Here is a 24,762-nt window from a genome sequence, read left to right as displayed (position 1 = left end):
CCTGCCCTGATGCAACTCCACCCGTTTACATCGCTGGCCGCCGCCGGCAGCACGGCAGTGCTGACGACGGCGGCAGCGAGCCTGCCGCTGTCCCTCGCCGTGATTGCCGCAGCAGCGTGCTTGTCGGTCGCCGGGGGAGTGGAACGCCGGATGGCGGCGGCTGCTGCGGGAATTCTGGTTCCCCTCGTGTTGTCGCTCTTCATCCTGCATGGACTGTTCTTTCCCGAAGGCGCTGCCGTCCTGGCGCAATGGGGACCGGCGCGGGTCACCGTGGAAGGGCTGCAGTTTGCCCTCGACCGGGCCACCCAGCTCTCCGCGTCAGTGCTCGTGCTGCTGTTGTGCTCCTTTACCATCAGCGTTCCGGACTTGGTCGCCTCATTGTCCGCCCGGGGCGTTCATGCCCGTTTCGCGTTTGTGCTGGCCTCCACCCTGACCCTGCTGCCGGCCATCACCACACGGCTGGGCAGGATCAGGCATGCCCAGGAGGCCCGCGGCCTGGTCATCACAGGGGGCGTTTTCCGGCGAATGACAGCTTTCCGGTGGCAGGCAGTGCCGCTGGTCCTGTCATTGGTGGACGAGGCCGGCACCCGGGCGGCTGCACTGGAAGCCCGTGGCTTCGGCGGACCCGGGGCGCGCACCAGTTACCGTGAGGTGCCCGATCCGCCGTTCCAGCGCCGGCTGCGCCTGGTCCTCCTGCTCGCGGCCGCTGCGGCAACAGTAGTCCGCCTCGGGCAGTCATGGGTGGGTTCTTGAGGATGGCGGAAAGCTCCACCCCCGTACTGGCTGCGGGGATAGAAACATTCATTTATCCCGGCGATACGGAACCCGTCCTCGCCGGTGTGGACCTTTCCCTCGGTGCAGGCACACTGACGGCAGTGCTGGGCGGCTCCGGCAGCGGCAAATCAACACTGGGACGCCTGATTGCCGGGTGGCTGCTTCCCGGCAATGGTGGGAGCCTGACGGGATTCCTCGACCTTGGCGGTACGAGGCTGCAGTTCACGGGAGAAGCTGATCCACGAATCAACCCCGGCACGTGGGGCCGCGTGGTGGGCTTCGTGCCGCAGGACGCCGTGGCGGCCCTCTCCAGCGTCCGCGCAACGGTTGCCGAAGAGTTGGCCTTCGGGTTGGAAAACGTGGGAATGGATCGGGCCGGAATGGCCGCCGCCGTTGGGCGCACGGCGTCAAGGGTCGGCCTGGACCACCTGCTGGACAAGGACCCCGCAAGGCTTTCCGGCGGCGAACTGCGCCGCCTGGCCATCGGATGCGCCGTCATTTCCGGGCCTGCCGTGCTGGTGATGGACGAGCCGTTCGCTTCCCTTGACCGGGAAGGAGCCGAAAGTTTGGCGCTCCTGGTGCGGAACCTTGTGAAGGACGGCACCGCCGTCGTGGTCCTGAGCCAGAGGTTGGACGATTTGCTGCTCGACGCCGACACCTGGGTGCTGCTCAGCGGAGGTACGGTGGCGATAACGGGCACGCCCGCCCAAGTCGCCGGCTCCGGAGAGTTGGCAACGGCCGGCGTAGTGAGCCCGAGGCCGGGGACGGGGGCCAGTGTCCTGCCGGTCCCGGAAGCACTGGGAAACGGTGCTCGTGGCCTTGATGTACGTGTCGCTGGTGCCACCGTTCTCAGTGCCTCTGCCCTTGGAGCAATGGTGCCCTGCCCGCCCGCGGTCGAACTGCGTGGCGTCTCGTTCAGCTACCGCCAACAACGCCGGCGCTGGCTCAAAACAGAGCCGGACCCCGCCGCGGCAGTGGTCCTTCAGAACCTCAACATGGAAGTACGCGCCGGCGAGATCGTTGCTGTCACCGGAGCGAACGGCGCCGGAAAGTCCACACTGCTGCGGCACCTCAACGGCCTGCTCCAGCCCACGGCCGGGACGGTCCTGGTCAAGGGGCAGGACATCGCCGGGCACCCAACGGGAAGGGTGTCCGGCGACGTCGGGCTCCTCTTCCAGCAGCCCCGGGACCAGCTGTTCGAGCGCACCGTGGAACGGGAAGTCCGCTTTGGCGTGGAACGGTGGCCGGTCCGCCGGAAACCAGCCCGCCAGCCAGTCTTTAGATGGACGGCCGCGCAGGGAGCCGCCGCGAGGCACTGCCATGACTCAGCAACCGAGCGGGCCGTCTCTGAGGCCCTCGCCGCCGTCGGCCTGGATCACCTCGCCGGCCGGCATCCGGCAGAACTTCCCGCGTCCCACCAGCGCCTGCTGGCCCTGGCCACCGTGCTGGCCAGGCGCCCGTCTGTCCTTGCCCTGGACGAACCGACCGTAGCCCTGGACGGCCATGGACTGGCGGTCCTGGACCGCGTGGTCCGGTGTGCCGCCGCGGAGGGCGCCGCCGTCGTGCTGGTCACACACGACCTCGAGTACGCGCGGTCCCTCGCGCATCGGCTGGTGCACCTGGAGTCCGGCCGCGCGCTGACCTCCCAGTGATCCCGGGCCAGATCCCGGCTCCCTGACGCCTTGGCCGGTTCCGGACGGGCAGGCTACGCGCTTGCTGGCGCCGCGGAACGGGATGCGGTGCCCGGTGCGAGGAACCGCTTGCCGTTCACCCGTTCGGAGGCGCCAACCCGGTCCAGGTACGGGGTGATGCCGCCCAGGAACATGGGCCAGCCCGCGCCGAGGATCATGCAGAGGTCGATGTCCTCCGGACCTGCCACCACGCCTTCTTCCAGCATCAGGCCGATTTCCTCGGCCAGGGCATCCTGGACCCGGTGCAGCACCTCGTCTCCGGTGGACGGCGAGGTACCGAACGACATCAGCGACAGGGTGGAGTCCGGGATTTCCTGCGTTCCGTCGGCCGCGGGGGCCCACAGCGACTTCACGCCGTTGTCGATCAGCTTCTTCAGGTTTGCGGACACCGGAAAGCGGTCGCCGAAAGCGGCGTGCAGGGACTCCTGGACGTGCTGCGCCACCGGCAGGCCCACCATGGCGCCCAAGGTGAACGGCGTCATCGGCAGGCCCATGGGCCGCAGGGCGTTGTCGGCAACCTCTGCCGGGGTGCCCTCGTCAAAGGCGGCCGTCACTTCGCCCATCAGCCGCAGCAGGATCCGGTTGACCACAAAGGCGGGGGCGTCCTTGACCAGCACAGCCGTCTTCTTCAAGCCCTTGGCGAGCTCGAAGGCGGTGGCCAGCACGGCGTCGTCTGTCCTGGGAGCCCGTACGATCTCCAGCAGCGGCATAACAGCCACCGGGTTGAAGAAATGGAATCCTACGAGCCGCTCCGGGTGTTCAAGATCAGCAGCCATGTCAGTCACGGACAAAGACGACGTATTGGTGGCCAGGATGCAGTCAGGCGAGACGATCGCCTCCACCTCGGCGAACACCTGCTTCTTGACGTTCAGCTCTTCGAAGACGGCCTCGATCACAAAGTCGGCGTCAGCAAAGGTGTCCTTGGAAACGGAGCCCGACACCAGCGCCTTAGTGCGGTTCGCGGCGTCCGGGCTGATCCGCTTTTTGCCGAGGAGTTTATCCACCTCGGCATGGACATAGCCAACACCCTTGTCCACGCGGGCCTGGTCGATGTCGGTCATCACTACCGGAACCTTGAGCTGGCGCGCGAACAGGAGCGCCAGTTGGCTTGCCATGAGGCCTGCGCCCACCACACCGATCTTCGTGACCGGGCGTGCCAGCTTCCGGTCCGGGGCACCTGCCGGGCGCTTGGAACGCTTCTGGACCAGGTCCAGGAAGGCGTACACGGTGGCGCGGAATTCGTCGGTCTGCATCAGCACGGCAAGGGTTTGGCATTCCAGCTCCGCGGACTCTGCCTGCGTCATAGTGCGGTTGGCTTCCAGGATGTCCAGGACCTTGGCCGGTGCCGGGGACGCGTTGGACGTCTTGGCCTCCACGAACGCCCTGCCGGCCCTAACGGCTGCGGCCCAGCGTGCGGCAACTTCGGGATCGGAGGGGTCGACGGCGTTCGGCCGCTCCGGGACCACCCCACCTGTGATGACCTTGGCTGCCCATGCGAGGGACTGCTCCAGGAAGTCCGCCGGTTCGAAGAGGGCGTCTGCGATGCCGAACCGGAAAGCCTCCGGCCCGGTGAGGGTCCGGTTGTTGCTGAGCGGGTTCTCGATCATCACCTTGACGGCGTTCTCGGGCCCGGTGAGCCGTGGCAGGATGTAGACGCCGCCCCAGCCGGGGACCAGGCCGAGCACAGCTTCAGGAAGCGCCAGCGCCCCCGCGCCGGTGGACACGGTGCGGTAGGTGGACTGCAGGGCGATCTCCAGGCCGCCGCCAAGGGCCACACCATTGATGAACGCGAAGCTGGGGACACCGAGGTTGGCGAGGGTGGCGTAGACGTCGTGTCCAAGCTGGGCCATCCACAGGCCATGCTCCCTGTTCTCCAAAGACTTCACGGCGGAAAGGTCCGCCCCGGCAACAAGGAAGTACGGCTTGCCGGTCACGCCCACGCCCACAATCTCGCCCCGGGCGGCCCGCTCCTTTAATCCCTCCAGGACTATCCCGAGTTCCACCAGTGTGTTGGGCCCAAGGGTGGTGGGTTTGGAGTGGTCCAGGCCGTTGTCCAACGTGATCAGGGCAAACGTCCCGGGGCTGGACGTGCCGGGGGCAGTTGGCAGTTCGATGTCCCGGACGTAGGAGTGCGTCACGGTTTCGTCGGGGAAAAGTTCGGCAAGCGTGGTGAAATCGGCGGCGCTCATGCTGCGGCTCCTTCGGTAGTGGCGTCGGTCTGCTGCGGGGCTGCGGTTCCGCTGTATTGGGCGTGGTGCGGGTTTTCCCAGATGACCGTGGCGCCCATGCCCAGGCCGATGCACATCGTGGTGATGCCGTAGCGCACGGAGGGGTCCTCCTGGAACTGCCGTGCGAGCTGGTTCATCAGCCGCACGCCGGAGGAGGCCAGCGGATGGCCCACCGCAATGGCGCCGCCGTACCGGTTGACGCGAGGGTCGTCGTCGGAAATCCCGAAATGGTCCAGGAAGCTCAGGACCTGCACGGCGAAAGCCTCGTTGATTTCGAAGAGTCCGATGTCGTCGATGGTGAGCCCGGCGTTCTTCAGGGCCTTCTCGGTGGCGGGGACGGGTCCGATGCCCATGACTTCGGGTTCGACGCCTGCATACGCGTAGCTGACCAGGCGCATCTTCACGGGCAGCCCAAGCTCTGCGGCTGCTTCGGAAGAAGCCAGGAGCGCAGCCGTGGCGCCATCATTCAAGCCCGCTGCGTTGCCTGCCGTGACCCGGCCGTGGGCCCGGAAAGGCGTGCGCAGGGCGGCCAGGTCCTCGAGCGTGGTGCCTGGCCGGGGTGGCTCATCAACACTGTTCAGGTTCCAGCCTTCGCCCGGCTTGAGTGTTGCCACCGGCACCAGGTCGGGCTGGATCTGGCCCTTGCTGTATGCGGCGGCGAGTTTGTCCTGCGAGGCGACGGCGTAAGCGTCAGTGCGGCCTTTGGTGATGGCGGGAAAGCGGTCGTGCAGGTTCTCTGCGGTGTTTCCCATGTTCAGGGAGGCGGGATCAACGAGCCGCTCGGACATAAAGCGGGGGTTGGGATCGGCACCTGAGCCCATCGGGTGGTTGCCCATATGCTCCACGCCGCCGGCGATCACGACGTCGTAGGCACCGAAGCCGATGCCGCTGGCGGTGGTGGTCACGGCAGTCATGGCGCCAGCGCACATGCGGTCGATGGCGAACCCGGGGACCGTGCGGGGGAGGCCGGCCAGGAGCGCCGCGGTGCGTCCCAAGGTAAGGCCCTGGTCACCGGTCTGCGTGGTGGCGGCCACGGCCACTTCATCTACCCGCTCCGATGGCAGGGACGGATTGCGGCGGAGGAGTTCGCGGATGCATTTGACCATCAGGTCATCGGCGCGGGTTCCGGCGTAGATTCCTTTGTCGCCGGCCCGGCCGAAGGGTGTGCGGACGCCGTCAACAAAGACGACGTCGCGGACAGTGCGCGGATTTCCGCTGCTTCCGTGGTGGCTCACGTATAACTCCTCATCGAGACGTTGGCGCCGGTCAGTGGCCAAGGGGCAGCACTGGTCCGGACGGCAGTGCACCCTATGTTACTCGCCAGTAACTTAGTGTGCAAGGCTCGCTGAGGGGAAGTTACCCGGCTGCCGCGGCTGCCTTCGGCTCCTTCGGTTCTTTGGGCTCCTTGGGCGGCAAGGGCTGGGGATTGCGGAAAGCCGCCGTGATCAGTGGGGCAACCAGCCCGATCTGCCATTCACGGGCGCCCAGGTCGCGGAGTTCCGTGGATACCGATTCTTCGGTGATATCTGCGGGAGGCCGCCAGGCGATCCGGCGCAGGTAGTCCGGTGTCAGGAGGTTTTCCAGCGGAAGGTTCGTTTCTTCCGCCTTCTCCTGCAGCAGTGGCCGTGCCGTGGCCAGCCGGGCGGCAGCCTCCGGATCCCGATCGGCCCAGACGCGAGGCGGCGGCGGGGCGTTGGTGGGCAGGTGCAGCGGGGGGAGGTCCGCCAGGTCACGGGCAGCCGCGATGCAGCGGAGCCAGCGCGGAGCCTCGCGTTGGGCGGCCCTTCCGTGGAAGCCCTTGGTTCCGAGCAGTTGGGGAACTGTGGAAGGCATGGCTTTCGCGGCCGCCACCAGGGCGGAATCCGGAATGAGCCTGCCCGGCGCCACATCGCGTTTCTGCGCCAGCGAATCGCGCTCCAGCCACAGTTCTCGGACCGCGGCGAGTTGGCGCCGGTCACGGATCTGGTGCAGGCCGGAGGTCTTACGCCACGGGTCAACCCGCGGCGGGGCTACGCCGGCAGCCAGGATGGCCGCGAATTCCTGCTCCGCGAATTCGAGCTTTCCGTCGGCCTCCAGCAGTTCGATGAGCTCCTCACGCAGTTCGGTGAGCACCTCCACGTCCAGTGCCGCGTAGCGCAGCCAAGGTTCAGGCAGGGGGCGGGTGGACCAATCGGCGGCGGAATGTTCCTTGGCCAGGCCGAATCCCAGCAGCTGCTCGATCACCGCAGCGAGCCCAACGCGCGGGAGGCCCGCGAGCCGCGCGGCAAGCTCGGTGTCAAAGAGCTTGTCCGGCCACATACCCAGCTCGGAGAGGCACGGCAGGTCCTGGCTGGCTGCGTGCAGGATCCATTCCACCCCGTGGAGGGCATCGTTGATGATGTCCAGGTTCTCGAAGGGCTCAGGATCGATGAGCCAGGTGCCGGAGCCTTCGCGGCGGATCTGGACCAGGAAGGCGCGCTGGCCGTACCGGAAGCCGGAGGCACGCTCGGCATCCACCCCGGCGGGTCCGGTGCCGGCCGCGATGGCGGCGGCGCACCGCTCCAGCCCGGACTGCGTTTCGATGACCAAGGGCACGCCGTCGCGCGGTGCATCAAGGTCGATGACAACGGGGATGGGGCTGTCGAAGCCGTCCACGGTGATGTGGGGAGTAGTGTCAGCAGCCGGAGCGCCGGCTGTGGTGTTATCCGGAATGTGAGGGGTCATGGTGCCTTCAGTTTACCGACAAGGTGGTCCAGGGCCGGACTAGTTCCGGCGCCGGTTCGGCAGCGCCGAGACCCCGTCCGGCAGCGGCGGTAATCCCGCAAACGTGCAGACCATGTCCGACCACGCCTCCAGATGGGCCGTGACGTCAGATGAGGCAGGTGTCCAGGATGCGCGCAGTTCGATGTCGATTGACCCTGGCCGGTCGGCGAGGGTGCCGAAGCTCTCCGAAAGGACGCGGGTGGCGGTGCCGCCGGCGGCACGGTAGGGAGCCTTGTGGTTTTCCAAGGCCTCCACGAGCCAGGTCCAGGCCACGGTGCCCAGCATTTCGTCGTTGCCCATCTCCGGCTCCAGCTGCGCACGGATGTAGGTCACGATCCGGAACTCGCCGTCCCAGACGGCGGAGCCGTCGGGATCGTGCAGCAGGATGAACCGGCCGGTGGCAAGCTCGGTGTCCTCCTCATCTTCCGTCCCCGCCGCGGCGGCGAGTGCCATCGCCGCAGGTCCGTGGAGGGGTGCGGTGGTGCCGGCGGTTCCGGAGGCCATGACCTCCGCGCCCAGCGCCACGGCGAAGGGAGCCAGGCGTGCCGGTGCCGGAATTTCCGCCAGGCGCAGTTCGCTGCGGCATTGTGCTTTCCTGAGGGTTCCCAAGGCGTGGAGAAACTCCGGGGGAACCTGGGCGAGTGCGTTCACCTTCGCAGGTTACGCAACAGCCGGGGACAGGCAGTGCAGGCTCGCCGTCGGCCACCTTTTGCTACGTGGCGGCATTGCCTGCGTTGTAGGCGGCCAGCTCCTGGCGGATTGCGGCCACAAAATCATCAACGTCCTCCTCGCTTGTATCGAAAGAACACATCCACCGGACTTCCCGGGCTGCTTCGTTCCAGTCGTAGAAACGGAAAGATTCCCGAAGCCTGTCCGCTACGCCCTCCGGGAGGACGGCGAACACTCCGTTGGATTCAGTCTTCTGGGTTGGTTGAACCCCCTCGATCTTGTCCACCGCCGCACGCAGGCGGGTGGCCATCGCGTTGGCGTGGGATGCCGAACGGAGCCAGAGGCCATCCTCCAGGAGTGCGATGAACTGGGCGGACATGAACCGCATCTTCGATGCCAGCTGCATGTTCATCTTGCGCAGGTAGACCAGGCCATGGGCGGCCTCCGGGTTCAGGGCCACTACCACTTCACCAAAAAGCAGCCCGTTCTTGGTGCCGCCGAAGGACAGGATGTCCACGCCGGCGTCGCGCGTGAATGCCCTCAGCGGCACCTGCAGGTGTGCCGCGGCGTTGGCAAGCCTTGCCCCGTCCATGTGGAGCTTCATGCCCCGTGCATGGGCGTGGTCGGCGATGGCCCGGACTTCAGCGGGCGTGTAGCAAGTGCCCAGTTCGGTGGTCTGGGTGATGGAGACGGCCAATGGCTGGGCGCGGTGCTCGTCGCCCCAGCCCCACGCCTCGCGGTCGATCAGCTCCGGCGTCAGTTTTCCGTCCGGGGTGGGGACGTGCAGGAGCTTGATCCCGCCAATCCGTTCGGGAGCGCCGTTTTCATCCATGTTGATGTGGGCGGTGGAGGCGCAGATGACGGCGCCCCAGCGGGGCAGCAGGGACTGCAGCGACAGCACGTTGGCGCCCGTCCCGTTGAACACCGGAAAGCTTTCGATGCCAGCGCCGAAATGGTCCTCCAGCAGTCCGTGGAGCCGCGCGGTGTAGTCGTCCTCGCCGTAGGAGACCTGGTGACCGTCGTTGGCGGCCGCGAGGGCGGCGAGGACCTCGGGATGGACGCCCGAGTAGTTGTCCGACGCGAAGCCGCGCACGGACGGGTCATGCAGGCGGCCGGCGGTACGCGCGCCGGAATCGGCTGTGGTTGTCATCGCTTTGTTCACGCTTTCAGTCTAGGGAGGTCAGGTGGCCAGCAGGAGCCTGCGGCCGTTCAGTTCGTGTGCCGGCCGGCTGAACAGGCCAACGACGGCGGCAGCCAGGTCTTCGACGTCGGTGGCCCCGGGGAACTTCCGTTCCGGATGCTGCAGGCGGAGGTCCGCATCAACGAGTGCCTTGACGACAAGTACGACGGCGGCACTCCAGGGGGCAGCGCCCTCCCCTTCAGCGCTGGAGGCGGCGCGGCTGAAGCCTTCTGCCATGGCCATGGTCCAGGTTTCGGCGGCGGCTTTGGCTGCCACGTAACTGGCTGTGGCCGCCGTCGGATTGTCCACGGCCGTGGAGGAGACCATGGCAAACCTGCCTGTTCCGGAGGCGGCAAGGTCGTCGTAGAAGACCCGGGACACATTGCGGAGCGTGGTGATGGCGCCTCGCTCCAGGAAGTCCCAGTCGGCGTCGCTCTGGTCTGCAATGCCCTTCGCGCCGCGCCAGCCGCCCACCAGGTGGATGACGGCGTCCATTCGCCCGGCGGTTTCCGCGACGGAATCCCGGAGGCTCTGGACAGCCGCGAGGTCGGCGAGATCGCACACGAGTGGGGTGACGCCGTCACCCGCCCGACCTGCTGCCGCTTCGATGCGGGCCCGGTCCGAGCCAACGGTGAAGACCCGCTGGCCGGCACGGTGGAGCGCGCCGGCCACGGCGATGCCGGACGCGCCGCTGCCGCCGGTGACCAGCACGTTCAGTGTCGCTTCACTGTCCGGGATGTTTGCCTTCATCGCATCGGCTGCACTCACAGCGCGGAACTGCCAGTGATGCCGGCAGTGGATTCGATGACCGGGCGCATCTTCTTCTCCAGTGCCTCGTAGAACATGGACAGCGGGAATTCGTCATCGAGCACTTGGTCCGTGAGGCCGCGGGGCGCTCCGGCGAGGGGGAGGGCGTCCGGTCCCTTCGCCCAGACGGAGGCCGGGTGCGGGGTGACCGTACCGGAGATCAGCTGGTATGCGGCGAGCCAGTGGGCCATTTTAGGCCGGTCGATGGAGCGCCAGTACAGCTCATCGATCCTGGCCCCGAGGGCGATGACCGCTTCCGCCACTTGGTCCCAGTCGATGCTGAGCCTGCTGTCCGTCCAGTGGAGGACGTGGTGCTGGTGCAGCCAGGCGAACAGCAGCTGGCCGCCCAGTCCGTCGTAGTTGCGGACCCTGCTGCCGGTGATGGCGAAACGGAAGATCCGGTCGAAGATGATGGCGTACTGGACCAGTTTGGCGTGGCGGCGGGCTTCAGGGCCGGCGTCCTCGTCCTTTTCAATCCGGACCGATTCACGGAAGGCCGTGAGGTCGCAGCGGAGCTCCTCGAGGGAGTAGAGGAAAAACGGCATGCGCTGTTTGATCATGAACGGGTCAAAGGGCAGGTCTCCGCGCATGTGGGTCCGGTCGTGGATCAGGTCCCACATCACGAAAGTCGCCTCGGTCAGCTCCTGGTCCTCGAGGAGTTCCGCGGCGCCGGCCGGCAGTTCAAGGCGTGTGATCTCGGCAGCGGCTCGCAGGACACGACGGAACCGGGCGGCCTCGCGGTCGGCAAAGATGGCGCCCCAGGTGAAGGTAGGCGTCTCGCGGACGGCCACCGTCTCCGGGAAGAGGACCGCCGAGTTGGTGTTGTACCCGGGCGTGAAGTCCAGGAAGCGGATGGGCACAAAGAGCCGGTTGGAGTAGTCGCCGGCTTCCAGGGCGGCGATGAACTCCGGCCAGATGACTTCGATCAGCACCGCCTCCACGAGACGGCTGCTGCTGCCGTTCTGGGTGTACATGGGGAAGACCACCAGGTGCTGGAGGCCGTCCTGGCGCTGCTCCTGCGGCTGGAACGACAGCAGCGACGCCAGGAAGTCCGGAATGCCGAAACCGGCGTCGGCCCAGGCCCGGAAGTCGGCGATCACTGCCGCGAGATAGTCGGCGTCGTGGGGGAACCGGGGCACCAGTTCCTCAATGGATTCAACGATCGCTGCGACGTGGACGGCGGCTGCTGCGTGCCCGTCCTGGTCCGGGATGGATCCGTCCTGGGCCTGGAGCAGCTGGAGCGAGGTGGCGGCAGCCTTGAGCCGGAGCCAGCCGGGATTGTCGGCGGAAATCCTCGCGGGGGCCATGATCGTGGTTTCAGTCATTGGAGGCAGCCTTTCTGGGTTGCTTGGGCATCTACGGTGAGCGTAGCAAGCAACCAGACTTCCTAATGCAAAATATGGCTAAGCATAAGAAGTTCTCAGCCTCAGGTGGCGCAAAAGCGCATCCAGCTCCAGCGCCGGCCGTGGCTGGCGCGGGCGTCGCCGCAGTTCAGGACGCTGTACCGGACTGGCCGTCCCCACCATGCTGTTCCGCGCCGTCCTGATCCCCGCCGCCCTGCTCATCCCGGGGCACCAGCTTTAGCGAGACCGAGTTGATGCAGAAGCGCTGGTCCGTCGGCGTGCCATAGCCTTCGCCCTCGAAAACGTGCCCCAGGTGTGAGTCGCAGGTGGCGCAGCGCACCTCAATGCGCTCCATCCCCAGCGTCCGGTCGTGGATGTACCGGACGGTCCCTTCCGCCAGTGGTGCCCAGAAAGAGGGCCAGCCGCAATGCGAATCGAACTTTTCGTTACTGGTGAAGAGTTCAGTGCCGCAGGCCCGGCACTGGTAAACCCCTGAGGTGTGGGTGTCCCAGTATTCGCCGGTATACGGCCGTTCCGTGCCGGCCTCGCGGAGCACGTGGTATTCCTCGGGAGTGAGCTCCTGCCGCCACTGCGCGTCCGACTTCACGCCCGCGCCGGCGGGATGGTCCGCCGGAAGCGTCTCTCGGATGGAATCCGTCGCCTTGTTGCCAAAAATCTTGTTTCCGAAGATGCTCATAGCCTGTTCAACGCTTACGAGTCACCGATAAATCCCGAGCCCGCATAGAGATGCAGGACAGGAATGCCCAACTGGTCCTGCGCCTTGCTGGCCCAGTCGGTGTGGAACGTGTCTGAAACAGCGTGCGGGCGGGTGACCACTACGGCCTGTGTTGCCCCGAGTTCCTTGACCTTCGCGACCAGACCCTTAACCGCCCCGCCGTCCACTACCTCGCCGGTCACTCCGGCCCCGAGTCCCTCGAGGGCGCCCAGGGACACAGCCAGCGTCTCTGATGCCTCCGCCCGTTCCACTGTGGGATCCGGGGCATGGCTGGTCAGCTCCCGGAACGCCTTGGAAATCTCCAGGAGCGACAGATGCTCCAGGAAGTCCACCAGCAGGTGCCTTTCCGTGTTGGCCGGGACCAGCAGCACAAGGCGCGCATCCGCCCCGTTCACCAGCCGTTCTATGTTGACGCGGTCGTCCGCGCCCAGGGGTTCTTCGGTCAGGATGACGATGGGATCGCTCATGCCATCAGCCTAGTCCTGTGCCTGTGCCGCTGCATCCATTTGCCCCGGCGGGCCCCGGCGGGCCCGGCGCTCCGCTGTCCGGGCCAGGAGTGGCGGAATATGGCGCACGGGCCAAGGACGGTAAGAATGGACCCATGGCTTCTTCTACACGGACCCCTGCCCCAAAGGCCACCGTTGCCCCCGCTGCCGACGCCGGGATGTCACTGCGGGCCAAGTGGACCATCGGCGGTGTGATCGGGGGCGGTGCCCTGGCGGGACTGCTGGCCACGGGGTCGTCAGCCCTGGCCCTGTACTTCGCGCGCAGGGTCATTACGCCTGCACCGCGGCGGGCGGCGGACCAGGAAGTGCTGGCTGTCATCCGTGAAGGCGAGGGCCGGCAGGTCATCCTGGCGGCCACCCCGGACACCACCGTGGACGGCGTGTATGGGTTCTTTTTCGACGGCGGCAAGGGCCACGCCCGCATTGGCCGCATCGTGTCGTACTCACCCGCGGAACGCACGGTCCTCCGTGAGGTCGAAGCCGTCTACAGCGGCGACCTCGACAGCGCCCACCGCGGCTGGTGGAGCGGCGCGCTCTATCCGACCCCGGAGGCCGCCGGCCTCCCGTCCGAGGATGTACTGATTGAGGTCGACGGCGGGCAGGCGCCGGCGTGGCTGGTGCGGGCGGGCGGCACATCCCGCACCTGGGCTGTGATGGTGCACGGCAGGGGAGCCACCCGCCAGGAGGCCTTGCGCGCCGTCGGTCCCGCCCTGGAACTGGGTCTGACCAGCCTGCTGGTGTCCTACCGGAATGACGGACTGGCGCCTTCAGCCGACGACGGACGCTATGGACTTGGATCAACAGAATGGCGCGACATCGAAGCCGCCATCGAGTACGCATTGGGAAATGGGGCCGAAGAGATAGTCCTTTTTGGCTGGTCCATGGGAGGCGCTATCTGCCTGCAGACGGCGGATCTGTCCCGGTACCGCCACCTGATCCGGGCCATGGTCCTTGACGCTCCGGTCATCAACTGGGTCAACGTCCTGGCCCACCATGCGGAGATTAACAGGATCCCGTCCCTCGTGGGTCGGTATGGCCAGCTGATGCTCGGCCACCCCTTGGGGCGCCGGCTCACCGGGCTCTCGGCACCGGTGGACCTCAAAGCCATGGACTGGGTGGCCCGGGCTGTTGAACTGCGCACGCCCACCCTGATTGTGCACAGCGTCGACGACGAATACGTGCCCTATGAACCATCCGCCCTGCTGGCCGAACGAAACCCGGAAATGGTCACCTTCGAAACGTTCAACCACGCTCGGCACACCAAGGAATGGAACGTGGATCCCGCCCGCTGGGAGCGCCTCGTCAAGGCGTGGCTCAGGCAGCAGCTGGCGCCGAGGGTCAACCCCGGCCAGACAAGCCTCACGGTTAGCCCAACTAAGTAGCAGCAGATGTCGTTTTGAGGCGTCTAAACGACATCTGCTGCTACCCAGTTGGGGGAGGGCGGGAATTGGCGGAGGACAAAACCGTCCCTAGGGTTTGACCGTTCCGATCGGGGCCGTGATAGCGGATGTGAGCCGGATCAGCTCAGCGGGCGCCAGCTCGATGTCCAGCCCCCGCCGGCCGCCGGAAACCAGCATCGTTTCCAAGGCAACGGCACTGCCGTCGATGACGGTGGGTGAGGGCTGCCGCTGGCCCAGCGGCGAGATTCCGCCGAGTACATAGCCGGTCCGGCGTTCGGCGGACTTGGGATCGGCCATGGTGGCCTTTTTCGCGTCCAGGGCAGCCGCGAAAGCCTTCAGGTCAAGATTGCCGCTGACGGGCACTACTCCCACCGCCAGCCGCCCTTCCACCTCCACCATCAGCGTTTTGAAGACCCTCGCCGGGTCGATTCCCAGGGCTTCGGCAGCTTCGGTGCCATAGCTGGCCGCGGAAGGATCGTGGGTGTACGGGTGCAGCACAAAGGGAACGCCGGCCGCGGTCAGTACCGCGGTGGCCGGCGTTCCCTGCGAAGTGCTTTTGCGCCCCATTAGCCGAGCTGGCTGCTAGCTGTGCAGCCGGGCCGAGGCTGCGACCTTGCGCTTGATGCGGCCCAGCATGGCGGTCATGCCGCGCATCCGCAAGGGTGTGATCGCCCGGGTGAGGCCCAGCAGTTCAGGCATGTCATCCGGAACTGCCAGGATTTCCTCCGCGCTGAGCCCGTCGAGCCCCTCAAGGAGCACCCCGGCGAAGCCCCGCGTGGTGGGGGCTTCAGGCGGCGCCTTGAAGTACAGCCGAAAAGTGTCGGCCGAGCCGGCGTCGTTCTTTTCCGTCTCAATGGTCAGGAACAGTGGCGACTGGCATTCCACCACCTGCTCCAGGAGCTCAGGGTGGTTCTTCAGGCGGTCCGGCAACTCCGGAAGTTCCCGCGAGAACTCGAGCAGCAGCTGCAGCCGCTCGGGCTCCGTGAGGGCCTGGAAGTCGTCCACGATTTCCGCCAACGAGGCGGGCAAGGCATGAGTAGTCATCTACTCCAGCTTACGCCGGGACGGAGCCGCGCTCCGCACCCTTGACGATGGGAACGCGGACGGCGTTGCCCCATTCGGTCCAGGAGCCGTCGTAGTTGCGGACGGTGTCGAAGCCCAGCAGGTACTTCAGGGCGAACCAGGTGTGGCTGGAACGTTCGCCGATCCGGCAGTAGGCCACAACGTCGTCGCCCTCGGTGAGGCCAGCCTCGCCCAGGTACAGGGCTTCGAGCTCATCGCGGCTGCGGTATGTCCCGTCCGCTGCGGCTGCGCGCGCCCAGGGAATGGAGGCTGCGGTGGGGATGTGGCCTCCACGGAGTGCGCCCTCCTCAGGGTAGGCAGGCATGTGCGTGCGCTGTCCGGTGTATTCCTCGGGGGAGCGGACGTCGATCAGCGGCTTGCCGAGGTGTGCCAGCACGTCCTCTTTGAAAGCGCGGATGGGGGCGTCGTTGCGCTCCACCACCGGGTAGTCGCCCGGTGCCGGTGTGGCAGTCTCGGTGGTCAGGTCCCGGCCTTCGGCGATCCACTTGTCGCGGCCGCCGTCCAGCAGGCGGACGTCCTCGTGACCGAACAGGGTGAAGACCCACAGGGCGTAGGCGGCCCACCAGTTGGACTTGTCGCCGTAAATCACTACGGTGCTGTCACGGGAGATGCCCTTGGACGAGGCCAGGGCGGCAAAGGCCTTGCCGTCAACGTAGTCGCGGGTCACTTCGTCGTTGAGGTCGGTGTGCCAGTCGATCTTGACTGCTCCGGGGATATGGCCGGTCTCATAGAGCAGGACGTCCTCATCGGACTCCACAACCACCAGCTTTCCATCGGCCACAGCGCCGCTTTCCAGGGCGGCGGCGAGCCACTCGGTGGAAACCAGGCGCTCAGGGCGGGCATAGGCTGCGAACTTCTCGTTCTGTTCAACTGGGTAGGACAAGGTGATGGCCTTTCATTCAAACGTACGGCGGACCTGCTGGAGGATGCTGGGAACCTGGTTCAACACTAGCCACGGCGGCACACGAAATCCGCTGTTCCGTTAATAGAGGGAAATATGGGCTTCGTCACGCTCCGTGGCTGGCCCGCGCCCGGGGCGGGGAAGGCGTGCTGCATTGCCGGTATCCTTTCTGGGGACAACCCACCAGCAGAACGGACCACCTTGGTACAGATCGAACAGCTTGCCGCCCGCACTCCGGCAGTTTCGGTGGATGAGCTCCTTAAGGGCTTTTATCCTTCACCGCGGTTCGGCCAGGTCTCCTTCGCAAGTTACCGCCCGGACCCCAAGCAGCCGAGCCAGTCCCATGCAGTCCGGGAATTGGAAGGGTTTGCGCAGGGTGTGGGCGCAGGGAACGGTGGCGGCCTTTTCAAGAAGCTTTTTGCCAAGAAGGACACGTCCCGGGCCGGTATCTACCTCGACGGCGGCTTTGGTGTGGGCAAGACCCACTTGCTGGCATCTTTGTGGCACGCCGCGCCGGGGCCTAAGGCTTTTGGCACGTTCGTGGAATACACCAACCTCGTGGGGGCGCTTTCCTTCCGCAAAACGGTGGAGGCGCTCAGCCACTACAAGCTGGTGTGCATCGACGAGTTTGAGCTCGATGATCCGGGCGACACAGTCCTGATGTCCCGGCTGATGCGTGAACTGGCCGACGCCGGCGTCAAGCTGGCTGCAACCTCCAACACCCTGCCGGGCTCGCTGGGTGACGGCCGCTTCGCCGCCGTCGACTTCCAGCGTGAGATCCAGGTTCTGGCGGATCAGTTTGAGGTCATCCGGATCGACGGCGAGGACTTCCGCCACCGGGGCCTGCCCACGCCGCCAGCCCCGCTCAAGAACAGCGAGCTATCCGCCCAGATGAAGGCCGAGTTCGACGGCAAGACCGTGGCGCAGGACGAATTCAGCACGCTGATCGGACACCTTGCCGGCGTGCACCCCAGCCGCTACCGGCAGCTCATCGAAGGCATCGACGGCGTGGTGTGGCGTAACGTCGAAACCATCACCGAGCAAGCCGTTGCCCTGCGGTTCGTAGTACTGGCAGACCGGCTGTATGACAAGGACGTGCCGATCCTGGCCAGCGGGGTTCCCTTTGACAAGCTGTTCACCGACGAGATGATGCACGGCGGGTACACCAAGAAGTACTACCGCGCTGTCTCCCGCCTGACTGCCCTTGCCCGGGAGGGCCAGAACCACGAACCGTCCTAAGGCTGGGGCACGCCCTGCCGCCCACGGTTCTTCAGAAGTGAACGTACCAGCAGGCCGGCTGCCAGTGCCCAGAAAGCGGCGCCGATGCCCGCGAAGCTGAGGCCGGACGCTGCAACCAGGAACGTGATGGACGCCGCGATCCGTTCCTCCGCCACTGCCAGCGCGGAGGACACCGAAACCGCCAGCGTCCCGATCAGGGCCAGCCCGGCAACAGCCTCCAGCAGGCCCGGGGGAGCGGCGCTCACCACCGTGACCAGGGCTGCAGAAAACAGGGCCAGGACTACATAGGCCAGGCCCGACGTGAAAGCAGCGATCCAGCGGCGGCTCGTGTCTTCGCCCGCTTCCTTACCTGCGGCCAGCGCAGCGCTGAGGGCGGCCAGGTTCATCGCGTGGCCGCCGAAGGGTGCACTGAGCATGGTTCCGGCGCCGGTCACCAGCATGGACGGCGCCCACGGTGTGGCGTAGCCGAAGGACTTCAATACAGCGACGCCAGGGATGTTCTGCGATGCCATGGTCACGATGAAAAGCGGCAGTGCGATGCCGGCGACGGCCTGCAGGCTGAAAGACGGCATGGTCCAGACGGGCGCTGGCAGGAATCCGCCCTCGAGGTTTCCCGCGCCTCCGGTTACCAGGTGGACGGCAATCACCGCCAGGGCAACCGCGAGTGAGGCGGGCACGGACCATCGCGGTGCGAACCTCATCATCAGCAGCCAGCAGATGATGACGGGAGCGACTTGAAGGGGGTTGGTTCCCAAGGCGGAGAAGGGCGCCAGGCACAGCGACAGCAGTACGCCCGCCAGCATGGCTTGCGCCAAGGACGTGGGGATGCCCGCCAGCAGCCTGCCCAGTGCCGGGATCAGCCCGGTGAGGCAGATGAGTACGCCGGTCACCAGGAAGGCTCCGACGGCGGCCGGCCAGCCGCCGTCGACCGTTCCGGCTCCCGCTAAAAGGGCAGCTCCCGGCGTGGACCACGCGAGCGTAACTGGAACCTTTGAACGCCAGGATAGCCAGAGTACGCCGACGCCGAATATGAGGCTGAGTGCCAGCAGGCCGGATGCTGCCTGGGCAGGACTGGCGCCCACGGCGCGGAGCCCGGCAAGGACCACGGCGAAGGACGACGTGAACCCCACCAGTGCCGTCACGATGCCCGCCACGATCGGCTGCGAAAGGGGGCGGGACCGGCCGGTGGCAGCGTCCGGGCTGATGGCTGGTGCGGGCTTTGGCATATCTGGCAGGTTACCGGCTCGTGCGCGGATGGCCGAAAAGCTGTGCTTAAACGCCAAAGGCGCGGGTGCCGCCTCCCGGCGGGACCCGCGCCCCCTTGACGTGCTAGGGCAAAGCCCTGGCCAAATCCTTTTTACGGAGCCTTGTCGACCGGCGGAACCGGCGGAACCGGGTTGACCGGAGGGACCTGCTCGCTGGCAGGTGCCTGGCCGGGCGTTCCGTTCTTGTCAACGAGCTTGGAAGCGCCATCCTGGATCTTGTCGACGTGACCTGCGTACTTGCCGCCGGTCTTGGTGTCGACGAAATCGCCGGCCTTGTTGATGCCGTCCTTGATGGCCTGCTCGTTGCCATGGATAAGACCTTTAGCCTTGCCCTTAAGATCGTCAATCAGTCCCACGAGCACCTCCCTTCAATCGCGGAGCCAGTTCGCTCCTCCGCAACCGATCCTAGCCCTGTCTCCTGGAGGTGCCAAGGTGCTGTGACAAAACCTGTAAAGTCGCGGCGGACCGGTGGCGACGCAAATTCGCAGAATCCGGGCAACAAAAAAGCAGCTCCGGCGGGGGAGCTGCTGCTGTGGGCGATACTGGGATCGAACCAGTGACCTCTTCCGTGTCAGGGAAGCGCGCTACCGCTGCGCCAATCGCCCGGAACCGGAAGACCGGTTTATTGGGATGTTTTCTTGTAAAGAAGAGAGCGGACGACGAGATTCGAACTCGCGACATCCACCTTGGCAAGGTGGTGCTCTACCAGCTGAGCTACGTCCGCGTATGAAGTACGTTCCGGCCGGGCCGTGCGTACTGCATGAAGCAAGTTTCCTTGCTTGGTGGGCGATACTGGGATCGAACCAGTGACCTCTTCCGTGTCAGGGAAGCGCGCTACCGCTGCGCCAATCGCCCATTGCCATCCGGGATTAACCGGAAACCATGGTTTTCACCGAGGTGGGTACGGGATTCGAACCCGTGTATACGGCTTTGCAGGCCGCTGCCTCGCCTCTCGGCCAACCCACCGTGTAAGCGCCGGATCAAAAAGAGCCATTGCCGTGACAGTGTCCTGCGAGCGGACGACGAGATTCGAACTCGCGACATCCACCTTGGCAAGGTGGTGCTCTACCAGCTGAGCTACGTCCGCATTGTTAGCGTGATTCCGTGCCGTTTGGGCATTTCCTCGCGTTCCAACGAGTAAGAACTCTATAGGAGGTTCAGGGATTCTCCAAATCGGCGGCCGCGGACAGTGAGGTGATGCCCCTGGATCCGCGGAATCTAGGGGGATTCGGGAATTACAGGCCTGTAATTAGCAGGGTGCGCGCAGACCCTTGTTGCCCGATTTCCGAATCGGCGCAGGGTGGGCTAGCATTCAAATGCATCGGGGCGATTGGCGCAGTGGTAGCGCGCTTCGTTCACACCGAAGAGGTCACTGGTTCGAACCCAGTATCGCCCACCGATAACAAGGTCCGTTTCCGCTCCTTCGAGCGGAAGCGGACCTTTTTTATGTCCGGCTACTGTGCCTGCCATTCTGTCAGCCCCTTGTGAAAGAGTCTTTGTATGACTGATCCGCTTCTTGCCCATGCCACCGAATATGGCCGCATGTACGCGCGCTCCACGTCGGAGCCGTTCACTGTCCCGTCCATCACCACGGTGATCGGTCAACAGCCACACGGGCTGGACGGCTGGTTTGGGTACATGGGCGCCAATAGCCTGGCGAAGGATCCGTTGCTGGCTGACTGCCTCGGGAGTCCGGCGAAGATCCGCCAGGCGGTTAACCGGGCAGCGAAGGCCGCCGAAACGTACCGCGATGAGGCCGCCAAGCGCGGAGACCGCGTCCACAACTACTGCGAACAGGTGGCCCTCCGTGCCCTTGGCCGGCCGCACGCCATGAAGGAAACCCGGGAGGCGCTGGCCGCGAACGGGGAGGAAGCCTTCGCCGTGCGGTTCGACGAATGGTGGGAGCTGTACCGGGTGGAGCCCATTGCTCCAGAAATCACCATCTGGAACAAATCAGTCGGTTACGCGGGCACCCTGGACCTGGTGGCGAAGATTAACGGCAGGACCTGCGTGATCGACTACAAGACAAAGGGCACCACCCGGGACGGCACGGTCAAGCCCCTCGACGACAAAGTGGTCATGCAGCTCGTGGCTGGGATGAAGGCCGAGGAAAGCCTGGTGGATCCAGTCGCCGGCGAATGGGAGGCCTGGAAATATGGCGAGGATCCCGTCCTCCTGGCAGTGGCCATCGGTGAAACCGAAGTCCGCCCAGTGCGGGCCAACCCTGAGGTCCTGAAACACCACTGGTGGAAGTTTTGCGCGCTGCGCCGTGTCTGGGAACTCTCCTCAGACACCATCAGTGCTGGAACAGCCTTGCTCCCCATCGCGCCGCCGCCTGTCCCGGCACGGACGGCATAGCCTCCTGCGCACCGCCTAAACTGGATTGGTTCCCCAATCCGCCAACCGTGAGGAAAGACAGCACATGGCCATTCTGAATATCCGCATCATCGGCGATCCTGTGCTCCGCACAGTGGCCGATCCCGTGACGGAGTTCGGGCCGGAGCTGGCCAAGCTGGTGGCAGACATGACCGAAACCATGGAGGACGTCGAGGGCGCCGGGCTCGCGGCGCCGCAGATCGGCGTCAGCCAGCGGGTCTTTACCTACCGCGTCGGCGGGGTGGACGGCCACATCATCAACCCCGTCCTGGAAAACAGTGACGATTACCAGCCGGACCAGGTGGAAGGTTGCCTGTCCATCCCCGGCCTGGGGTTCCCGGTCCGGCGTTTCCGGGCCACCAAGGTCACCGGCGTCGACCTCCACGGCAATCCCGTCACCGTCGAGGGGGAAGGACTGCTGGCCCGCTGCTTCCAGCATGAGACCGACCACCTGGACGGCATCCTCTATACGGACAGGCTGGAGGGTGAGGACCGGAAAAAGGCCCTGCGCTCCATCCGCAACGCCAACTACGAAGCTATTACAGAGCGCACGACGGCGAAGCGGGCTAAAACGGTCGGCTCCAGTTTCGGCGGTGCCAGCTTTGGCGGCACAGGCTTTGGTGCCACGGCATCCGGTGCGGCTGAATGAGGGTACTTTTCGCCGGCACTCCCGCGGTTGCGGTGCCGTCGCTGGATGCCCTCGTCAAGGCAGGCTTTGACATCGTTGCAGTGCTGACCCGCCCGGACGCCCCGGTGGGACGCAAACGCGTGCTGACGCCGTCGCCCGTTGCCCACCGCGCCGCCGAACTTGGCATTGACGTCATCCATGCAGCCAAAGTGGATGCGGACGTGACAGCAAAGATCGCCGCCATCAGCCCGGACGTCGCAGCCATTGTTGCCTACGGCGGACTGATCCCCCCGGCGGCCCTCGAGGTCCCCCGGCACGGCTGGATCAACCTGCACTTCTCGCTGTTGCCTGCCTGGCGCGGTGCCGCCCCCGTGCAGCGTGCGGTGATCGCAGGGGACGACGTCACGGGCGCGGTGACTTTCCAGCTTGAGCGTGGCCTGGATACCGGGCCCGTGTTCGGGACCCTGACCGAAAGCGTTGGCACGGAGGACACTGCCGGGCAACTGCTGGAGCGGCTGTCGCACAGCGGTGCCGTGCTCCTGGCGCAGACCCTCTCCGCCATTGACGCCGGACAGGCTGCCCCCCAACCGCAGCAGGGCGACGTTTCACTCGCCCCCAAGCTGACCTTCGACGACGGCCGGCTGGACTGGAATCAGCCGGCCTTGGCTATCGGCCGGCGTGCCCGAGGGGTCACCCCCGAGCCCGGCGCCTGGACAACACTCGACGGACAGCGGGTCAAGCTGGAGCCAGTCAGGCTCCGGCCGGATGTGGCGGACCTCGCGCCCGGTAGAGCGGTGTTCAGGGACAAGGGCGTTTTGGTGGGCACCGGCTCCCACGCGGTGGAACTCACGCGGATCCAGCCCTCGGGCAAAAAGATGATGGCCGCGGCTGATTGGGCACGCGGCATGGCTTCCCTTGAAAGCGTGGTGTTCGAATGAGTATGTCCGGCGGAACGACAGGCGGCGGCGGTCGGGGCGGCGGCCAAAGAGGCGGCCGTGGTGGCGGCGGAAAACGGGACAGCAGCCAGCGCAACGCCCAGGGCCGCGAACGCAACCGGCCCTCGCAACGGAGCTTCACCGAAAATGCGCCGGCGCAGCGGACCCGCCGGGCAGATCCCGCCCGGCTGGTGGCCTTCGAGGTCCTGCGTGCAGTGGCCGCGGAGGACGCCTACGCCAACCTGGTGCTGCCGTCCCGGATCCGCCACCACGGGCTGGACAAGCGCGATGCCGGTTTCGCCACTGAGCTGAGCTATGGCGCCCTCCGCGGACAGGGCACGTACGACGCCGTCCTTGCCCGCTGCGTCGATAGGCCGCTGGACCAGCTGGATCCCGCCATCCTCGATGCCCTGCGAATCGGCACCCACCAGTTGCTTGCTATGCGCGTGCCAGCCCACGCTGCACTGGACCAGACCGTTGGCCTGGCCCGCGCCGTGATCGGCGCCGGCCCGTCTGCCCTGATCAATGCGGTGCTGCGGAAAGTCACGGCACACACCCTCGACGAATGGCTGGACCTGCTGGTCGCCGGCGAAACCGATGAAACCAAGATCGCTTCGATCAGGCATGCACACCCCGAATGGATCGTCCGCGCGATGCGCCAGGCCTTGGTGGCACACGGGCGGTCCGCCACCGAAATCAATGAACTGCTGGAAGCGGACAACGCGGCTCCCGTGGTCAACCTGGTGGCCCTGCCCGGGCTGGGGAGCCTCGACGAGGCACTCGAAAACGGAGCCACGCCTGGTGAACTGGTTGAGGGTTCCGCACTTTCCAGCGGCGGCGACCTCGGCAGGCTGGCGTCCGTGCGGGAAGGCACAACCCGAGTCCAGGACGTAGGCTCCCAGCTGGTGGCCCGCGCCTTGGCCGCCGTGGACCTTGAGAACGCCGCCAGCCCGGAATCCTGGCTCGACCTTTGCGCCGGGCCCGGCGGAAAAGCCGCACTCCTGGCCGCCCTGGCCAATGCCCGGGATGCCACGCTCCTTGCGAACGAACCGGCACCGCACCGAGCGAAACTCGTCAGTCAGGCTCTCTCCGCCGTCCCCAGGGACGCCTGGCGCGTCCGTACCGGCGATGGCCGGGATGTCGGCACCGAGCAGGCAGAATCATTTGACCGCGTCCTGGTGGATGTCCCCTGCAGCGGCCTCGGTGCGCTCCGCCGCCGGCCGGAATCCCGGTGGCGCCGCACCCCCAAGGACCTCGCGGACCTGGGACCCCTGCAGCGCGACCTGCTCAAGTCAGCCCTGGCAGCTGTCCGCCCAGGCGGCGTGGTGGCCTACGTGACCTGCTCGCCGCACCCTGCCGAAACCACCGCCGTCGTAACCGACGTGATGCGCAAGCGCGAGGACCTGGAGCTCCTGGACGCCGGGGCGGTGCTCGACAGCGTCAGCCTCACCGGCAACCTCGGCGCCGGGCACGGCCTGACTGCCCAGCTCTGGCCCCACGTCCACAGCACGGACGCCATGTTCCTCGCCCTCATCCGTAAGAAGGCCTGAACTCATGAAAGGTTCCCCGATGACGCAATGCTGCATCAACCCGAGCATCCTCTCCGCCGACTTCGTCAACCTTGAAGCCGAGCTGCACCGCATCGGCAACGCTGACGCAGTCCACGTGGACGTGATGGACAACCACTTCGTTCCCAACCTCACTATCGGGCTGCCGGTGGTCCAGCGGATCCAGGCCGTCAGCCCCGTTCCGCTCGACGCCCACCTCATGATCGCCGATGCCGACCGCTGGGCCCCGGGTTTCGCCGACGCAGGCCTCGCCTCCGTCACTTTCCACGCCGAGGCATCCATCGCTCCCATCAAACTGGCGCGCGAACTGAGGGCCCGGGGCTCCAAGGCAGGTATGGCACTGCGGCCGGGCACGCCGGTGGAGCCCTACCTGGACATGTTGGCCGAACTGGACATGCTGCTCATCATGACCGTTGAGCCCGGCTTCGGCGGACAGGCGTTCCTGGACTTGACGCTCCCCAAGATCCGCCGGGCGAGAGCTGCCATCGACGGCTCAGGGATCGACGTGGCCATCCAGGTGGACGGCGGCATCACCGAGGAAACCATCACCCGTGCAGCCGAAGCGGGAGCCAACGTCTTTGTTGCCGGCTCCGCGGTTTACGGCGCAGAGGACCCTGCAGAGGCGATCGAACGGCTGCGCAAGGCGGGCAGCCAAACGTTACGCGCTGGGTCCCCGGAATAGTCAGCCCAC

General features: G+C 66.1%; 23 protein-coding genes and 6 tRNA genes. 10 read left to right on the top strand and 19 right to left on the bottom strand.

From position 1 onward, the window contains the following. Positions 1-9: 9 nt before the first annotated feature. Together ACFC25_RS13825 and ACFC25_RS13820 are read left to right on the top strand one after the other, a co-directional pair. Positions 10-753 (top strand): energy-coupling factor transporter transmembrane component T, encoded by a 744-nt coding sequence (locus ACFC25_RS13825; protein ID WP_376046020.1) that lies wholly within the window; start codon positions 10-12, stop codon positions 751-753. 2 nt (positions 754-755) lie between these two features. After that, positions 756-2,426, top strand: coding sequence for an ABC transporter ATP-binding protein (locus ACFC25_RS13820; RefSeq protein WP_376046017.1), 1,671 nt, complete (start codon positions 756-758; stop codon positions 2,424-2,426). Positions 2,427-2,479: 53 nt separating this feature from the next. Here the strand turns inward: ACFC25_RS13820 and ACFC25_RS13815 are convergent, their stop codons facing one another. From ACFC25_RS13815 to ACFC25_RS13775, 9 genes are all read right to left on the bottom strand, one after another. After that, positions 2,480-4,654, bottom strand: coding sequence for a 3-hydroxyacyl-CoA dehydrogenase NAD-binding domain-containing protein (locus tag ACFC25_RS13815; RefSeq protein ID WP_376046014.1), 2,175 nt, complete (start codon positions 4,652-4,654; stop codon positions 2,480-2,482). After that, positions 4,651-5,928 carry a thiolase family protein gene (locus ACFC25_RS13810; RefSeq protein ID WP_376046011.1) on the bottom strand — a complete coding sequence of 426 codons (1,278 nt, stop codon included), beginning with the start codon at positions 5,926-5,928 and terminating at the stop codon, positions 4,651-4,653. Before ACFC25_RS13810 ends, ACFC25_RS13815 begins: the two co-directional genes overlap by 4 nt. 121 nt (positions 5,929-6,049) lie before the next feature. Further along, the gene (locus ACFC25_RS13805; protein ID WP_337347823.1) at positions 6,050-7,396 is read right to left on the bottom strand and encodes an HRDC domain-containing protein; all 1,347 of its coding nucleotides are present in this window, start codon (positions 7,394-7,396) and stop codon (positions 6,050-6,052) included. A 39-nt stretch (positions 7,397-7,435) separates the two neighbouring features. Further along, a complete protein-coding gene (locus ACFC25_RS13800) occupies positions 7,436-8,086 on the bottom strand; it encodes a DUF3000 domain-containing protein (protein WP_337347824.1) in 651 nt (216 codons plus the stop codon). 61 nt (positions 8,087-8,147) lie between these two features. After that, complete coding sequence (locus ACFC25_RS13795; protein ID WP_337347860.1) at positions 8,148-9,254, bottom strand: low specificity L-threonine aldolase; 1,107 nt, start codon at positions 9,252-9,254, stop codon at positions 8,148-8,150. 30 nt (positions 9,255-9,284) lie between these two features. Then, the gene (locus ACFC25_RS13790) at positions 9,285-10,034 is read right to left on the bottom strand and encodes an SDR family oxidoreductase (RefSeq protein ID WP_376046135.1); all 750 of its coding nucleotides are present in this window, start codon (positions 10,032-10,034) and stop codon (positions 9,285-9,287) included. Positions 10,035-10,048: 14 nt separating this feature from the next. Then, a complete protein-coding gene (locus ACFC25_RS13785) occupies positions 10,049-11,416 on the bottom strand; it encodes a DUF6421 family protein (protein WP_376046007.1) in 1,368 nt (455 codons plus the stop codon). 166 nt (positions 11,417-11,582) lie between these two features. Continuing rightward, positions 11,583-12,131, bottom strand: coding sequence for a peptide-methionine (R)-S-oxide reductase MsrB (gene msrB / locus ACFC25_RS13780; RefSeq protein WP_376046004.1), 549 nt, complete (start codon positions 12,129-12,131; stop codon positions 11,583-11,585). 14 nt (positions 12,132-12,145) lie between these two features. Continuing rightward, positions 12,146-12,637: a hypothetical protein gene (locus tag ACFC25_RS13775; RefSeq protein ID WP_337347827.1), complete on the bottom strand. Its 492-nt coding sequence runs from the start codon at positions 12,635-12,637 to the stop codon at positions 12,146-12,148. Between the two features lie 134 nt (positions 12,638-12,771). Here ACFC25_RS13775 and ACFC25_RS13770 point away from each other — a divergent pair, with 134 nt between their 5' ends. Further along, the gene (locus ACFC25_RS13770; RefSeq protein ID WP_376046001.1) at positions 12,772-14,058 is read left to right on the top strand and encodes an alpha/beta hydrolase family protein; all 1,287 of its coding nucleotides are present in this window, start codon (positions 12,772-12,774) and stop codon (positions 14,056-14,058) included. 87 nt (positions 14,059-14,145) lie between these two features. Here the strand turns inward: ACFC25_RS13770 and ybaK are convergent, their stop codons facing one another. Genes ybaK through ACFC25_RS13755 form a run of 3 tightly spaced genes read right to left on the bottom strand, consistent with a single transcriptional unit; the run spans position 14,146 to position 16,042 of the window. Further along, the gene (ybaK, locus tag ACFC25_RS13765; protein ID WP_337351425.1) at positions 14,146-14,643 is read right to left on the bottom strand and encodes a Cys-tRNA(Pro) deacylase; all 498 of its coding nucleotides are present in this window, start codon (positions 14,641-14,643) and stop codon (positions 14,146-14,148) included. 15 nt (positions 14,644-14,658) lie between these two features. Beyond that, the gene (locus ACFC25_RS13760) at positions 14,659-15,120 is read right to left on the bottom strand and encodes a SufE family protein (RefSeq protein ID WP_376045997.1); all 462 of its coding nucleotides are present in this window, start codon (positions 15,118-15,120) and stop codon (positions 14,659-14,661) included. Between the two features lie 10 nt (positions 15,121-15,130). Continuing rightward, entirely contained in the window at positions 15,131-16,042 is a 912-nt protein-coding gene (locus tag ACFC25_RS13755) for a sulfurtransferase (protein ID WP_337351423.1), read from the bottom strand. A 219-nt stretch (positions 16,043-16,261) separates the two neighbouring features. Between ACFC25_RS13755 and zapE the strand changes: the two genes are divergently transcribed. Beyond that, positions 16,262-17,299: a cell division protein ZapE gene (zapE, locus tag ACFC25_RS13750; protein ID WP_337347862.1), complete on the top strand. Its 1,038-nt coding sequence runs from the start codon at positions 16,262-16,264 to the stop codon at positions 17,297-17,299. On the opposite strand, the gene ACFC25_RS13745 is transcribed toward zapE, so the two are convergent. From ACFC25_RS13745 to ACFC25_RS13715, 7 genes are all read right to left on the bottom strand, one after another. Further along, a complete protein-coding gene (locus tag ACFC25_RS13745; RefSeq protein WP_376045994.1) occupies positions 17,296-18,525 on the bottom strand; it encodes a benzoate/H(+) symporter BenE family transporter in 1,230 nt (409 codons plus the stop codon). The genes zapE and ACFC25_RS13745 overlap by 4 nt on opposite strands. A 131-nt stretch (positions 18,526-18,656) precedes the next feature. Beyond that, entirely contained in the window at positions 18,657-18,920 is a 264-nt protein-coding gene (locus tag ACFC25_RS13740) for an antitoxin (protein WP_337351421.1), read from the bottom strand. A gap of 177 nt (positions 18,921-19,097) precedes the next feature. Continuing rightward, positions 19,098-19,169, bottom strand: a tRNA-Val gene (locus tag ACFC25_RS13735). A 46-nt stretch (positions 19,170-19,215) separates the two neighbouring features. After that, positions 19,216-19,288: transfer RNA gene (locus ACFC25_RS13730), tRNA-Gly, on the bottom strand. Positions 19,289-19,344: 56 nt separating this feature from the next. Next, positions 19,345-19,419 (bottom strand) — tRNA-Val (locus ACFC25_RS13725). A 40-nt stretch (positions 19,420-19,459) separates the two neighbouring features. Continuing rightward, positions 19,460-19,530: transfer RNA gene (locus ACFC25_RS13720), tRNA-Cys, on the bottom strand. 48 nt (positions 19,531-19,578) lie between these two features. After that, positions 19,579-19,651, bottom strand: a tRNA-Gly gene (locus ACFC25_RS13715). Positions 19,652-19,888: 237 nt separating this feature from the next. Between ACFC25_RS13715 and ACFC25_RS13710 the strand changes: the two genes are divergently transcribed. The 6 genes from ACFC25_RS13710 (at position 19,889) to rpe (ending at position 24,753) form a co-directional block, all read left to right on the top strand. Continuing rightward, positions 19,889-19,960, top strand: a tRNA-Val gene (locus ACFC25_RS13710). A gap of 104 nt (positions 19,961-20,064) precedes the next feature. Then, on the top strand, positions 20,065-20,922 hold the full coding sequence (locus ACFC25_RS13705) for a cytochrome (RefSeq protein WP_376045991.1): 858 nt from the start codon (positions 20,065-20,067) through the stop codon (positions 20,920-20,922). A gap of 64 nt (positions 20,923-20,986) precedes the next feature. After that, positions 20,987-21,589, top strand: a complete 603-nt coding sequence (gene def / locus ACFC25_RS13700) for a peptide deformylase (RefSeq protein WP_376045988.1) — start codon at positions 20,987-20,989, stop codon at positions 21,587-21,589. Continuing rightward, complete coding sequence (fmt, locus tag ACFC25_RS13695; RefSeq protein WP_376045985.1) at positions 21,586-22,506, top strand: methionyl-tRNA formyltransferase; 921 nt, start codon at positions 21,586-21,588, stop codon at positions 22,504-22,506. Before def ends, fmt begins: the two co-directional genes overlap by 4 nt. Continuing rightward, a complete protein-coding gene (locus ACFC25_RS13690) occupies positions 22,503-24,053 on the top strand; it encodes an RsmB/NOP family class I SAM-dependent RNA methyltransferase (protein ID WP_376045982.1) in 1,551 nt (516 codons plus the stop codon). Before fmt ends, ACFC25_RS13690 begins: the two co-directional genes overlap by 4 nt. A gap of 19 nt (positions 24,054-24,072) precedes the next feature. Next, positions 24,073-24,753: a ribulose-phosphate 3-epimerase gene (gene rpe, locus ACFC25_RS13685; protein WP_337347863.1), complete on the top strand. Its 681-nt coding sequence runs from the start codon at positions 24,073-24,075 to the stop codon at positions 24,751-24,753. Positions 24,754-24,762: the final 9 nt, after the last annotated feature.

Origin of the sequence: Pseudarthrobacter sp. NPDC055928 (genome assembly GCF_042270935.1) — a bacterium.
Lineage (GTDB): Bacteria > Actinomycetota > Actinomycetes > Actinomycetales > Micrococcaceae > Arthrobacter.
The sequence above is the reverse complement of the archived record's forward strand: the minus strand, read 5'-3'. Positions and strand labels throughout refer to the sequence as shown.